The sequence below is a fragment of the Quadrisphaera sp. GCM10027208 genome (genome assembly GCF_042658805.1).
Lineage (GTDB): Bacteria > Actinomycetota > Actinomycetes > Actinomycetales > SCSIO-59966 > SCSIO-59966.
In genome coordinates this window covers 230,964-244,269 of the sequence record NZ_JBHSRC010000001.1, presented here as the reverse complement: position 1 = coordinate 244,269, position 13,306 = coordinate 230,964, and the positions used below count along the sequence as shown (strand labels likewise).

Annotated in this window: 10 protein-coding genes; all 10 read left to right on the top strand. The window is 72.2% G+C overall.

Annotated elements, in window-relative coordinates; translation table 11 throughout:
- Position 1: 1 nt before the first annotated feature.
- The 10 genes from nuoF to ACFP6A_RS01230 are packed head-to-tail and all read left to right on the top strand — an operon-like array spanning position 2 to position 13,254.
- Positions 2-1,321 (top strand): NADH-quinone oxidoreductase subunit NuoF, encoded by a 1,320-nt coding sequence (gene nuoF / locus ACFP6A_RS01275; RefSeq protein WP_379600959.1) that lies wholly within the window; start codon positions 2-4, stop codon positions 1,319-1,321.
- Positions 1,321-3,876 carry an NADH-quinone oxidoreductase subunit G gene (locus ACFP6A_RS01270; protein ID WP_379600957.1) on the top strand — a complete coding sequence of 852 codons (2,556 nt, stop codon included), beginning with the start codon at positions 1,321-1,323 and terminating at the stop codon, positions 3,874-3,876. The genes nuoF and ACFP6A_RS01270 overlap by 1 nt, the downstream gene beginning before the upstream one ends.
- Complete coding sequence (gene nuoH, locus ACFP6A_RS01265) at positions 3,873-5,213, top strand: NADH-quinone oxidoreductase subunit NuoH (RefSeq protein ID WP_379600956.1); 1,341 nt, start codon at positions 3,873-3,875, stop codon at positions 5,211-5,213. Before ACFP6A_RS01270 ends, nuoH begins: the two co-directional genes overlap by 4 nt.
- Positions 5,206-5,844 carry an NADH-quinone oxidoreductase subunit NuoI gene (nuoI, locus tag ACFP6A_RS01260; RefSeq protein ID WP_379600954.1) on the top strand — a complete coding sequence of 213 codons (639 nt, stop codon included), beginning with the start codon at positions 5,206-5,208 and terminating at the stop codon, positions 5,842-5,844. The genes nuoH and nuoI overlap by 8 nt, the downstream gene beginning before the upstream one ends.
- Positions 5,841-6,815, top strand: a complete 975-nt coding sequence (locus ACFP6A_RS01255; RefSeq protein WP_379600953.1) for an NADH-quinone oxidoreductase subunit J — start codon at positions 5,841-5,843, stop codon at positions 6,813-6,815. The genes nuoI and ACFP6A_RS01255 overlap by 4 nt, the downstream gene beginning before the upstream one ends.
- Positions 6,812-7,111, top strand: coding sequence for an NADH-quinone oxidoreductase subunit NuoK (nuoK, locus tag ACFP6A_RS01250; protein WP_379600952.1), 300 nt, complete (start codon positions 6,812-6,814; stop codon positions 7,109-7,111). Before ACFP6A_RS01255 ends, nuoK begins: the two co-directional genes overlap by 4 nt.
- 24 nt (positions 7,112-7,135) lie before the next feature.
- Entirely contained in the window at positions 7,136-9,061 is a 1,926-nt protein-coding gene (gene nuoL, locus ACFP6A_RS01245; protein WP_379600951.1) for an NADH-quinone oxidoreductase subunit L, read from the top strand.
- Between the two features lie 4 nt (positions 9,062-9,065).
- A complete protein-coding gene (locus ACFP6A_RS01240) occupies positions 9,066-10,610 on the top strand; it encodes an NADH-quinone oxidoreductase subunit M (protein ID WP_379601435.1) in 1,545 nt (514 codons plus the stop codon).
- Positions 10,607-12,229, top strand: coding sequence for an NADH-quinone oxidoreductase subunit NuoN (gene nuoN, locus ACFP6A_RS01235; RefSeq protein ID WP_379600950.1), 1,623 nt, complete (start codon positions 10,607-10,609; stop codon positions 12,227-12,229). Before ACFP6A_RS01240 ends, nuoN begins: the two co-directional genes overlap by 4 nt.
- Positions 12,226-13,254, top strand: coding sequence for a polyprenyl synthetase family protein (locus ACFP6A_RS01230; RefSeq protein ID WP_379600948.1), 1,029 nt, complete (start codon positions 12,226-12,228; stop codon positions 13,252-13,254). The genes nuoN and ACFP6A_RS01230 overlap by 4 nt, the downstream gene beginning before the upstream one ends.
- Positions 13,255-13,306 lie beyond the last annotated feature (52 nt).

Below are 13,306 nucleotides of genomic sequence, written 5' to 3'. Positions count from 1 at the left end.
GATGGCGACGCAACTCACCCCGGTGCTGTCCCGTACCTGGGACGTCGAGCGGTCCTGGACCTTGGAGACCTACGAGCGCCACGACGGCTACTCCGCCCTGCGGACGGCGCTCACCCGCTCTCCGGAGGACCTCGTCCAGCTGGTCAAGGACTCCGGGCTCCGCGGCCGCGGCGGCGCCGGCTTCCCGACCGGGATGAAGTGGGGCTTCCTGCCCAAGCCCGACGGCGGACCGCGGTACCTCGTCGTCAACGCCGACGAGTCCGAGCCCGGCACGTGCAAGGACGTGCCGCTGATGATGGCCTCGCCGCACCTGCTCATCGAGGGCGCGATCATCACGTCCTACGCCATCGGCTGCCACCACGCCTTCATCTACCTGCGCGGGGAGGTCGTGCACGTCTACCGGCGGCTGATGCACGCCGTCGAGGAGGCCTACGCCAAGGGCTACCTCGGCAGGAACGTGCTCGGCAGCGGCTTCGACCTCGACATCACCGTGCACGCCGGCGCCGGCGCCTACATCTGCGGTGAGGAGACGGCGCTGCTCGACTCCCTCGAGGGCCGCCGGGGCCAGCCCCGGCTCAAGCCGCCGTTCCCCGCGGTCGCCGGGCTGTACGCGCGGCCGACCGTGGTGAACAACGTGGAGTCGGTCGCCTCGGTGCCCTCGATCGTCGCCCACGGCGCCGACTGGTTCTCCTCGATGGGCACCGAGAAGTCGACCGGTTTCGGGCTGTTCTCGCTGTCCGGCCACGTCACCCACCCCGGTCAGTACGAGGCCCCGCTCGGCGTCACCCTGCGTGAGCTGCTCGACATGGCCGGCGGCGTCCGGGACGGCCACCGGCTGAAGTTCTGGACGCCCGGCGGGTCGTCCACGCCGATCTTCACCGAGGAGCACCTCGACGTCCCGCTCGACTTCGAGGGGGTGGCAGGGGCCGGCTCGATGCTCGGCACCCGGGCCCTGCAGATCTTCGACGAGACCACGTGCGTCGTGCGCGCCGTCCTGCGCTGGACCGAGTTCTACGCCCACGAGTCCTGCGGCAAGTGCACCCCGTGCCGCGAGGGCACGTTCTGGATGAAGCAGGTGCTGCGTCGCCTGGAGGCCGGGCAGGGCACCGAGCAGGACCTCGACAACCTCCTCGACCAGTGCGACAACATCCTCGGCCGCGCGTTCTGCGCGCTCGGCGACGGCGCGACGTCGCCGGTGACGTCGAGCATCCAGCACTTCCGCGAGGAGTACCTCCGCCACCTCCCGGGGCCAGGGAACCCTCACGGCGGCTGCCCCTTCGACCCGGTCGCCGCCACCGTCTTCGCCGGAGCTGACGCCTGATGACCTCCACCACCGGTACGCCGCGGACCGACCAGCCGGTCGAGACGGTCAGCGCCGTCATCGACGGCATGGAGGTCAGTGCGCCCAAGGGGACGCTGATCATTCGTGCCGCCGAGACCCTCGGGGTGGCCATCCCGCGGTTCTGCGACCACCCGCTGCTCGACCCGGTCGCGGCCTGTCGGCAGTGTCTCGTCGAGGTGGCCACGCCCGGCCCCGACGGCTCCCTGCGGGCGATGCCGAAGCCGCAGCCGTCCTGCGCGATCGAGCTCACCGAGGGGATGGTGGTCAAGACCCAGGTCACCTCCCCGGTCGCGGACAAGGCGCAGCAGGGGCAGCTCGAGTTCCTGCTGATCAACCACCCGCTGGACTGCCCCGTCTGCGACAAGGGCGGGGAGTGCCCGCTGCAGAACCAGGCGATGAGCAACGGCCGCCCGGAGACCCGGTTCGTCGACGTCAAGCGCACCTTCCCCAAGCCGATCCGGATCTCCAGCCAGGTGCTGCTGGACCGGGAACGCTGCGTCCTGTGCCAGCGCTGCACGAGGTTTGCCAAGGAGATCGCCGGCGACCCGTTCATCGAGCTGCAGGAGCGCGGCGCCCAGCAGCAGATCGGCACGTTCTCCCCGGCCGTGCTCGGTATCCACGTCCCCGACGAGTCCGTGCTCGACCAGGCGGGTGAGCCGTTCGCCAGCTACTTCTCCGGCAACACCATCCAGATCTGCCCCGTCGGTGCGCTGACGTCGGCCGCCTACCGGTTCCGGGCCCGCCCGTTCGACCTCGTCTCCTCGCCGTCGGTGTGCGAGCACTGCGCCTCCGGCTGCGCCCTGCGCGTCGACCACCGCCGGGGCACGGTGCTGCGCCGGCTGGCCGGGGAGGACCCGGCGGTCAACGAGGAGTGGAACTGCGACAAGGGGCGGTTCGCCTTCACCTGGCAGACCGCCGCCGACCGGGTCACCACCCCGATGGTCCGGGACGCCGACACCGGCCAGCTCGTGCCGGCCTCGTGGAGCGAGGCGCTCGATGCGGCCGCCCAGGGACTGACCGCCGCTCGGGACGCCGACGTCAGCACCGCCGGGCACCGCGGTGGGGTCGGGGTGCTCGTCGGCGGCCGCGCCACCGTCGAGGACGCGTACGCCTACGCCAAGTTCGCCCGCCTCGCCCTGGGCACGAACGACGTCGACTTCCGCGCCCGGCCGCACTCGGCCGAGGAGGCCGACGTGCTGGCCGCACGGGTCGCGGGTGCCGGCATGCCGGTCACCTACGCCGACCTCGAGCGGGCGCCCGCCGTGCTGCTCGTCGCGTTCGAGCCCGAGGAGGAGTCGCCGATCGTCTTCCTGCGGCTCCGCAAGGCGGTCCGCAAGCACGGCCTGCAGGTGGCCGCGGTCGCGCCGATGGCCACCCGGGGGCTGACCAAGCTGTCCGGTGCCCTCGTCGAGGCCGCCCCCGGCACCGAGCCGTCGGTGCTCCGGGCGCTCGCCGCGTCGGCGCCAGAGGTCGCCGAGACCGCCGAGCTGCTGCGCCGTCCCGGCGCGGTCGTCCTCGTCGGGGAGCGGCTCGCCGCCGTCCCCGGCGGTCTCACCGCGGCCGCCGCCCTGGCCGACGCCACCGGCGCCGCCCTGGCCTGGGTGCCGCGCCGGGCCGGGGAGCGCGGCGCACTCGAGGCCGGCGCCCTGCCGACGCTGCTGCCGGGGGGGCGGCCGGTCGCCGACCCCGAGGCTCGCGTCGACACCGCCGCCGCCTGGGGCACGCCCGTCTCGCTGCCGGACGCCCCCGGCCGGGACACCGCCGCCATGCTCGCCGCCGCGGCGTCCGGTGAGCTCGGCGCGCTCGTCGTCGGCGGTGTCGACCCGGTCGACCTGCCCGACCCCGAGCTGGCCCTCACCGCGCTGGACCGGGTGCCGTTCCTCGTCAGCCTCGAGGTCCGGCTGTCCGCGGTGACCGACCGGGCCGACGTCGTCCTGCCGGTCGCCCCGGTCGCCGAGAAGTCCGGCACCTTCCTCAGCTGGGAGGGCCGCTGGCGGATGTTCGAGCGCACCCTGCAGTCCCGCGCGCTGCCGGACCTGCGGGTGCTCGACGAGCTGGCCGCCGCCATGGGTGTCGACCTCGGCACGCCCACCGTCGAGGCCGTCCGGGGCGAGCTCGCCGAGCTCGGCGCCTGGGAGGGCGGCCGCCTCGCCGCCGCCCCTGCCGAGCCCGTGCGCCCGCCCGAACCGGCCCCGGGAGAGGCCGTGCTGGCCACCTGGCACCTGCTGCTGGACGCCGGACGCCTCCAGGACGGCGAGCCGTTCCTGGCCGGCACCGCCCAGCGGGCCCACGCCCGGCTGTCCGCGGCCACCGCGGCGGAGGCCGGTGTGGACGACGGCGGCCTGGTCGAGGTCGCCACCGACGCCGGCGCCGTCCGCCTGCCGGTGGTCGTCACGGCGATGCCCGACCGGGTCGTCTGGCTGCCGACCAACTCACCGGGCAGCTCCGTGCACGTGACGCTGCGTGCGGGCGCTGGGTCCGTCGTGCGCGTCGCGGCCGTCCCGGCCGACGCCGTCGAGGAGGTGCAGGCGTGAACCTGCTGGCGTCCACCGCGGTCCCGTCCGCGGACTTCAGCAACGACAACGGGTGGGTCATCTTCGGGAAGATCCTCTTCGTCTTCGTCTTCCTCGTCGTCAACGTCGTCATCGTGATCTGGGCCGAGCGCCGGATCATCGGGCGGATGCAGCTGCGGCTCGGGCCGAACCGGACCGGCCCCTTCGGCATCCTGCAGAGCATCGCGGACGGCGCGAAGCTCATGTTCAAGGAGGACTTCGCTCCTCGCGGCGCGGACCGCTGGGTGTACCTGCTCGCACCTGCGCTGTCGGCGACCCCCGCGTTCCTCGCGTTCGCCGTCATCCCGCTCGGGCCCGAGGTGCGGATCCCGTTCACCGACATCGTCACCCCGCTCCAGCTCACCGACCTGCCGGTCGCAGTGCTCTACGTCCTGGCCATCGGGTCGATCGGCGTGTACGGGCTGGTGCTGGCCGGCTGGTCCTCCGGGTCCACCTACCCGCTGCTCGGTGGGGTCCGGTCCACCGCCCAGGTGATCAGCTATGAGCTGGCGATGGGCCTGTCCCTGGTTAGCGTCTTCATCGTCGCCGGGTCCATGTCGACGTCCCAGATCGTGGCCTCCCAGGCCAACCTGTGGTGGGCGGTCACCCTGCTGCCGGCGTTCGTCATCTACGTCGTGTCGATGGTCGGGGAGACCAACCGGCTGCCGTTCGACCTGCCCGAGGCCGAGGGTGAGCTCGTCGGCGGCTTCCACACCGAGTACGCCGGTATGAAGTTCGCGATGTTCTTCCTCGCCGAGTACATCAACATGTTCACCGTCTCGGCGCTGGCGACGACCCTCTTCCTCGGCGGCTGGCAGGCCCCGTGGCCGCTCGGCGGCCCGATCTGGCCGGGTGCCAACGAGGGCTGGTGGCCGCTGCTGTGGTTCACGGCCAAGCTGTGGCTGTTCATCTTCTTCTTCATCTGGCTGCGCGGCTCCCTGCCGCGGATGCGCTACGACCAGTTCATGAAGCTCGGGTGGAAGGTGCTCATCCCCTCGGCGCTGGCCTGGGTCGTCGCGGTCGCGGTGCTCCAGGGCGTGCGCCAGTTCACCGACGTCAGCCTCAGCACCGTCCTGTGGGTCATCGTCGGCGTCGCCGCCGTGTTCGTCGCCGCGAGCTTCCTGTGGCCCAGCCCGCAGGAGGAGGACGCCGGCCCGCCGCAGGGCGAGTTCGACCCGTTCGCCGGCGGCCACCCGGTGCCCCCGCTGCCGGGCCAGCAGCTCCCCGCCTCACCACGGCGGATGCGCCAGACCGCCGTCGTCGGTTCCACCACCACGGCGGACACCCCGACCCCGTCCGAGGAGGACACCCGTGGCTGAGTCCAAGGACCTGCGCCGTCGCGAGGACGACGACGACCGCCGGGGCGGCTTTCTCTCCGAGCTGCTCGCCCCGGTCGCCGGCTTCGGCGTCAGCCTCGGCAACATGTTCCGGAAGGTCGAGACCCAGCAGTACCCGGAGGAGAAGGTCCCGACCCAGCCGAGGTTCCACGGTCGCCACCAGCTCAACCGGCACCCCGACGGGCTGGAGAAGTGCATCGGCTGCGAGCTGTGCGCCTGGGCCTGCCCGGCCGACGCCATCTACGTCGAGGGCGCCGACAACACCGAGGAGGCCCGGTTCTCACCGGGTGAGCGGTACGGCCGCGTCTACCAGATCAACTATCTGCGCTGCATCTTCTGCGGTCTGTGCATCGAGGCCTGCCCCACTCGTGCGCTGACCATGACGAACGAGTACGAGCTGGCCGGCCCCAGCCGGGTCGGCCTCATCTACGAGAAGCAGGACCTGCTCGCCCCGATGCAGCCGGGGATGCTCGCGCCGCCGCACCCGATGGTCCCGGGCACCGACGAGCAGAGCTACTACCGCGGTGAGGTCACCGGCGCGGTACCGGAGCAGGAGCAGTGGGTCCGCCAGCGGTCGGCCGCCGCGGCCGCGCACGGCGAGGAGGCCCGATGAGTCCCGCCAGCCTGCTCACCGCGCCGGCGCTCGCCCAGGTGCCGCTCGACCCGGCGACCCAGGCGCACCTCGGCACCGGGGAGACGGTGCTGTTCTGGGTGCTCGCGCCGCTCATGGTGATCGCCGCCCTGGGGCTGCTCTTCGCCAAGAAGGCCGTGCACGCCGCGCTCATGCTCGTGTTCGTGATGATCTCCCTGGCGGTGCTGTACGCGGCGCAGGAGGCGCCGTTCCTCTTCGTCACCCAGATCATCGTCTACACCGGCGCGGTGATGATCCTCTTCCTCTTCGTGCTCATGCTCGTCGGGGTCGACTCCTCGGACTCGCTCGTCGAGACCATCCGAGGGCACCGGGTGCCGTCCTTCCTGGCCGGTATCGGGCTCGCGGTCGTGCTCGTCGCCGGAGTCACCGGCAGCGGGCTGCTCGGCACCGAGGTGCGTGATGCGCCGTTGCCGGTCGGCCTCGCCGAGGCGAACGCCGACGGCAACCCGGTCGGCATCGCCCGGCTGGTGTTCTCCGACTTCGTCATCGCCTTCGAGCTGACCGGTGCGTTGCTCGTCACCGCCGCGCTGGGCGCCGTCCTGCTCACCCACCGGCCGCGGCTCACGCCGCGGGTGACCCAGCGCGAGCTCGCGGCGCGCCGGGTCCGTGAGGGCACCCAGGTCACGCCGCTGCCCGCCCCAGGTGTGTTCGCCCGGCACAACGGGGTGGACATCCCGGCGCTGCTGCCCGACGGCACCCCCAGCGAGCTGTCGGTCTCCCGGGTGCTGCGGGCCCGCGGCCAGACGACGTCGCCGCTGCGGTTCCGGGACGACGTCCGGGTCATCGAGGCGGAGATCGGGCCGGACCACCGCCGCGGCGTCACCGGCTCGCAGTTCCCGACCGACGAGGCCGGCGACGCCAGCACGGAGGTGTCCGACGCCGACCAGGAGCCGGGGACCCCGCAGGGGCGGCAGGACGGAGCGGACCGATGACCATCACCAGCTACATCGCGCTGTCCGCGCTGCTGTTCGCCATCGGCGCGACGACCGTGCTGGTGCGCCGCAACGCGATCGTCGTGTTCATGGGCGTCGAGCTCATGCTCAACGCCACCAACCTCGCGTTCGTCACCTTCGCCCGGATGACCGGCGACCTGTCCGGCCAGGTCATCGCCTTCTTCGTCATGGTGGTGGCCGCCGCCGAGGTGGTCGTCGGACTGGCCATCATCGTGACGATCTTCCGGACCCGCCGGTCGGCGTCCGTCGACGACGCCAACCTGCTGAAGTACTAGAGACGGACCGAGGAGCGAAAGCCTGTGATCACCGCCTCTGCTGCCGCGGCCGACGTGCTGCCGGCGACCGGCCTGCAGTCCGCCGCGTGGCTGCTCGTCGCGCTGCCGCTGCTCGGTGCCGCCGTGCTCCTGCTCGGTGGTCGTCGCACCGACCGGTGGGGCCACTGGTTCGCCGTCGCGCTGAGCTGGGCCTCCTTCGCCGTCGGGGCGGCCGTGTTCGTCGCCATGCTCGGCTCGCCGGCGCAGGAGCGTGCCCGTTCGGTCCACCTGTTCGAGTGGGTGCCGGCCGGGGCGTTCAACCTGGACGCCGGGCTGCTCGTCGACCAGCTGTCGATGACCTTCGTCCTGCTCGTCACCTTCGTCGGCTCGCTCATCCACGTGTACTCGGTCGCGTACATGGAGCACGACCCCGACCGGCGCCGGTTCTTCGCCTACCTCAACTTCTTCGTCGCGGCGATGCTGCTGCTCGTGCTGGCCGACAGCTACCTGCTGCTGTTCGTCGGCTGGGAGGGCGTGGGGCTCGCGTCCTACCTGCTCATCGGGTTCTGGAACCACAACCCGGCGTACGCGGCGGCCGCCAAGAAGGCGTTCCTCGTCAACCGGGTCGGCGACTTCGGCATGCTCATCGCGATCTTCGCGATGTTCGCCGCGTTCGGCGCGGTCGACTTCGGCACGGTCCTCGGTGGCGTCGGTCAGGCCTCGGAGGGGCTGCTCACCCTCATCGGCCTCATGCTGCTGCTCGCCGCCGCCGGCAAGTCGGCGCAGTTCCCGCTGCAGTCCTGGCTGGGTGACGCGATGGCCGGTCCGACGCCGGTGTCCGCGCTCATCCACGCGGCGACGATGGTGACGGCGGGCGTCTACCTCGTCGTCCGCTCCGGCCCCATCTACGAGGGTGCGCCGACCGCCCAGCTCGTCGTCGTGGTCGTGGGCGCCATCACCCTCGTGTACGGGGCGGTCGTCGGTATGGCCAAGGACGACATCAAGAAGGCGCTGGCGGCCTCGACGATGTCGCAGATCGGCTACATGATGCTCGCCGCCGGGCTCGGCCCGGTCGGCTACGTCTACGCGATCTTCCACCTGGTCACCCACGGCTTCTTCAAGGCCGGGATGTTCCTCGGCGCCGGCTCCGTCATGCACGGCATGGACGACCAGGTCGACATGCGCCGCTTCGGAGAGCTCGCCGGTCAGATGCGGACGACGTGGCTCACCTTCGGCGCCGGCTGGCTGGCGATCATCGGGTTCCCGTTCCTGTCCGGCTTCTGGAGCAAGGACCGGATCATCGAGGCCGCGTTCGTCGGCGAGGGCTGGCGACCGTGGGTGTTCGGGACCGTGACCCTGCTCACCGCCGGGCTCACCGCCTTCTACATGTCCCGGCTGTTCTTCATGACCTTCCACGGCCGACGTCGGTGGGACCCCCAGCAGCACCCGCACGAGTCACCGGCGCTGATGACCGTGCCGATGGTCGTGCTCGCGATCGGCTCGGTCGCCCTCGGTGGGCTGCTCGTCATCGGTGGGGCCTTCACCTCGTGGCTGGAGCCGGCGGTCGGCTACGACCACGAGGCCCACCCGGTGCTGCCGGTCCCGGTCATCACCGGTCTGACGCTGCTGCTGGTCGCCGTCGGCACCTTCCTCGCCTGGCGCCAGTACGCGGCGTCCGAGGTCCCGGTCACCGCGCCCCGCGGCTCCCTGGCCACCCGCGCCGCCCGGCGCGACCTGTTCCAGGACGACATCAACGAGGCGGTGTTCATGCGCCCGGGCCAGTACCTCACCCGCTCGCTCGTGTTCGTCGACAGCCGTGGTGTCGACGGAGCGGTCGACGGGGTCGCCTCCGCGGTCGGGGGCGTGGCCAACCGGTTGCGGCGCCTGCAGACCGGGTTCGTCCGCTCCTACGCCGCCTCGATGCTCGGTGGCGTCGTACTCGTCCTGCTGATGCTCCTGGTGGTGAGGTGACGTGCTGAGCTCCGGCTTCCCCTGGCTCACGACGGCGGGACTGATCCCGCTCGTCGGGGCGCTCGTGCTCTGGCTGCTGCCGGCCTCCGCCCGCCGGCTGGCCAGGCCCCTCGCCCTCGGCGTGTCCCTGCTGACGCTCCTCGTCGTCGTCGCGATGGCGCTGACGTTCGACGTCGCCGCGGCAGGCGCCCACCAGTTCACCGAGACGTACCCGTGGATCCCCCAGCTCGGCGTGTCCTACGCCCTCGGCATCGACGGCATCGGGCTGACGATGATCGCGCTCGCCGCGGTCCTCACCCCCGTCGTCGTCCTCGCCGGCTGGCACGACGCGGGCACCGACCCCGCCCGGACACGGACGTTCTTCGCCCTGCTGCTGCTGGTGGAGACGATGATGATCGGGGTCTTCGCGGCCCGCGACGTCTTCCTCTTCTACGTGCTGTTCGAGGCGATGCTCATCCCGGTGTACTTCCTCATCGGGATGTTCGGTGGACCGCAGCGGCGGTACGCCGCGGTGAAGTTCCTCCTGTACAGCCTGCTCGGCGGGCTGCTCATGCTGGTCGCCGTCATCGCCCTGTACCTGTCCGGCCCCCGTGGTCCCGAGGGCTTCCTGGTGGAGAACCTCGTCGGCCTCGACCACGGGGAGACCGCCGGCCGGCTGATGTTCCTCGGCTTCTTCATCGCGTTCGCCATCAAGGCGCCGATGTGGCCGGTGCACACCTGGCTGCCGGACGCCGCGGGCCAGGCGCCGCCCGGGACCTCGGTGCTGCTCGTCGGCGTCCTGGACAAGGTCGGCACGTTCGGGATGCTGACCCTGCTGCTGCCGCTGTTCCCGCAGGAGAGCCGGTGGGCCGCCCCGGCGATCGCCGTCCTGGCGGTGATCTCGATCCTCTACGGCGCTCTCGTCGCCATCGGGCAGACGGACATGATGCGGCTCATCGCCTACACGTCGGTGTCGCACTTCGGGTTCATCGTGCTCGGCATCTTCGCGATGACCTCGACCGCGCAGAACGGCGCGGCCCTGTACATGGTCAACCACGGGTTCACCACCGCCGCGCTGTTCCTCATCATGGGGATGCTCGTGGCCAGGCGCGGCACCGCCCGGATCGCCGACTACGGCGGCGTCCAGCGGGTCGCGCCGGTCATCGCCGGCACGTTCCTCGTCGCGGGCCTGTCCAGCCTGGCGCTGCCCGGCCTGTCGAGCTTCGTCAGCGAGTTCCTCGTGCTCGCCGGCACCTACGCCCGCTGGCAGTGGGCTGCGGTGGTCGCCGCTCTCGGCGTCATCCTCGCCGCCGTCTACATCCTGCTGCCCTACCAGCGGATGTTCACGGGGCCGGCGACCGAGCCGGTCAAGGCGCTGCCCGACATGCGGGCCCGCGAGGCCTGGGTGGTCGCCCCGCTGCTCGCCATCATCGTCGCGCTCGGCGTGTACCCCAAGCCCGTCCTCGACGTCCTCGACCCCGCCGTGCAGCGGACCATGCAGGAGGTCGGCGTGACCGACCCCGAGCCGACCGTGCCCGGTGCCGCCACTGCTGGAAGGGATGACCAGTGAACGTCCTCGCCGCGCAGGTGACCACGTTCACCCCGCCGGAGATCGACTGGGCCGCGCTGGCGCCGGCGCTCATCGTTCTCGGTGCCGGGGTCCTCGGCGTGCTCGTCGAGGCGCTGGCCCCGCGGCGCGGTCGGCGCGTCGTCCAGCTGGCCGTGGCCGTCGTCGCGCTGGCGGCCGCGGTGGTCGTCGTCGCCCTGCGGTGGGACACCGTGGGCCAGGACCTGGTCGGCGGCTCGGCGCTGTTCGACCACCGGATCAGCCTCTTCCTCACCGGCACGCTGCTCGTCCTCGGCCTCACCGCGGTGCTCACGGTCGCCGAGCGCGGGGACAGCGGGGACGCCTTCGCCCCGCAGGCGGCGTCCGTGCCCGGCTCGGACTACGAGGAGGCCGCCCGGCGGGCGGGACTGCAGACCACCGAGGTCTTCCCGCTGATGATGTTCGCCCTCGGCGGCATGATCATCTTTGCCACGGCGGCCGACCTGCTGACGATGTTCGTGGCCCTCGAGCTGCTGTCGCTGCCGCTGTACGTGCTCGCCGGCCTCGCCCGGCGGCGCCGGCTGCTCTCCCAGGAGGCGTCCGTCAAGTACTTCCTGCTGGGAGCGTTCTCCTCCGGGCTGTTCATCTACGGCGCCGCGCTCATCTACGGGACGACCGGCACGGTGTCCCTGCCGGGCATGCTGGCCCGGATGTCCCAGGGCGGGGCGACCCAGCTGCTCGCGGACCCGCAGGGCGCGCCGAGCCTCATGCTCGTCACCGGCATCGTCCTGGTGCTGTCCGGTCTGCTGTTCAAGGTCGGCGCCGTGCCGTTCCACGCCTGGACGCCCGACGTCTACACCGGTGCCCCGACCCCGGTCACCGGGTTCATGGCCGCCGCCACCAAGGTGGCCGCGTTCGGCGCGATCCTCCACCTGCTGTTCTACGCCCTGCCCATCCCCGTGCTCGAGGACTACTGGGGGCTCGTCGTGGCGGTGATCTCCGCCGCGACGATGATCGTCGGTGGTGTGGTCGCCGTCGTGCAGACCGACATCAAGCGGATGCTGGCGTACTCGTCCATCGCCCACGCCGGCTTCATCCTCACCGCCATGGCCACGTCCACCGTGGCCGGCGCCCGCGAGCTGTCCATCACCGGCGTGCTGTTCTACCTGCTGGCCTACGGCTTCATGACGCTCGGCGCCTTCGCCGTCATCTCGCTGGTCCGCGAGCGGGACGCCGCCGACAACGTCACCGGTGAGGCCACCCACCTGTCCCAGTGGGCCGGATTGGCCCGCCGCGCCCCGGTGCTGGCCGCGGTGTTCACGCTGTTCCTCCTGGCGATGGCGGGGATCCCGCTGACCAGCGGGTTCACCGGCAAGTACGCGGTGTTCCTCGCCGCCGTGGAGGGCGGGTACGCCTGGCTCGCCGTCCTCGGGGTCCTCGTGAGCGTCGTCACCGCGTTCTTCTACGTCCGGGTGATCGTGCTCATGTACTTCTCGCCGCCGCCGGCGACGCCGACCGCGGTCGCTCTGCCCAGTCCCCTGATGGGTGCGGCCATCGCGATCGGTGCCGCAGTCACCCTCGTACTCGGCGTGCTGCCTGCACCCGTGCTCGACCTGGCGGCCAGCACCCTGGCGCTGCCGTGAGCGGAGCCCCCTCCGCCCGCGCGGGGACGGTGGACGGCGTCTGGGACGTCCCGGCGGCGGACCCTGTGCTGGCCGAGGACATCACCACCAGGCTGCTGGAGGTGGAGTCCCGGCTGCTCGACGCCGTCGCGCACACCGACGAGCTCGCCGACTCCGTGTCCCGGCACCTCGTCCAGGCGGGGGGCAAGCGGGTGCGACCGATGCTGGCGCTGCTCGCCTCCCACCTCGGGGACCCCACTCGCCCGGAGGTCGTCGACGGGGCCGTCGTCGTGGAGCTCACCCACCTGGCGACCCTCTACCACGACGACGTCATGGACTCCGCGCCGGTTCGCCGGGGGGCGCCCGCCGCCCACCAGGTGTGGGGCAACTCCGTCGCCATCCTCACCGGGGACCTGCTGTTCGCCCGTGCCTCGCGGATCGTGGCCGGGCTCGGGCCGCAGGCCGTCCGGGTGCAGGCGGCCACGTTCGAGCGGCTGTGCCTGGGGCAGCTGCACGAGACGGTGGGACCGCGACCTGGCCAGGACCCGGTGGACCACTACCTGCAGGTGCTCGCGGACAAGACCGGCTCGCTCATCGCCACGTCGGGTCGCTTCGGCGCCGAGCTGGCCGGCTGCGGCCGCGACGTCATCGAGGTGATGGTCGCCTACGGGGAGCGGGTCGGTATCGCCTTCCAGCTCGCCGACGACGTCATCGACCTCGCCGGCGCGGACACCGGCAAGACGCCGGGCACCGACCTTCGCGAGGGCGTCCCGACCCTGCCGGTGCTGCTCGTGCGGCGGGCCGCCGAGCGCGGCGAGGCCGCGGCGCGGCGGCTGGTCCAGCGGCTGGACGGCGACCTGTCGGACGACGTCGTCCTCGCGGACGTCGTCCGGGAGCTGCGCGAGCACCCGGCGACGGAGGAGGCCCGGGCTGCCGCCCAGTCCTGGGCGCAGGAGGCGGTCGACGCGCTGGTGCCGCTGCCCGCCGGGGCGGCCCGGGACGCCTTGGAGGCCTTCGCCCGGAGCGTCGCCGACCGCACCCGCTAGCCGCTGCCGGGCCCACACCGAGGCAGACCGCGGCGTGGGCCCGGCAGGTCGC

Bases quoted from the DNA above. Each gene is read 5' to 3' on its own strand.
- nuoF (WP_379600959.1), top strand. From the start codon at position 2: ATGGCGACGCAACTCACCCCGGTGCTGTCCCGTACCTGGGACGTCGAG.
- ACFP6A_RS01270 (WP_379600957.1), top strand. From the start codon at position 1,321: ATGACCTCCACCACCGGTACGCCGCGGACCGACCAGCCGGTCGAGACG.
- ACFP6A_RS01255 (WP_379600953.1), top strand. From the start codon at position 5,841: ATGAGTCCCGCCAGCCTGCTCACCGCGCCGGCGCTCGCCCAGGTGCCG.
- nuoK (WP_379600952.1), top strand. From the start codon at position 6,812: ATGACCATCACCAGCTACATCGCGCTGTCCGCGCTGCTGTTCGCCATC.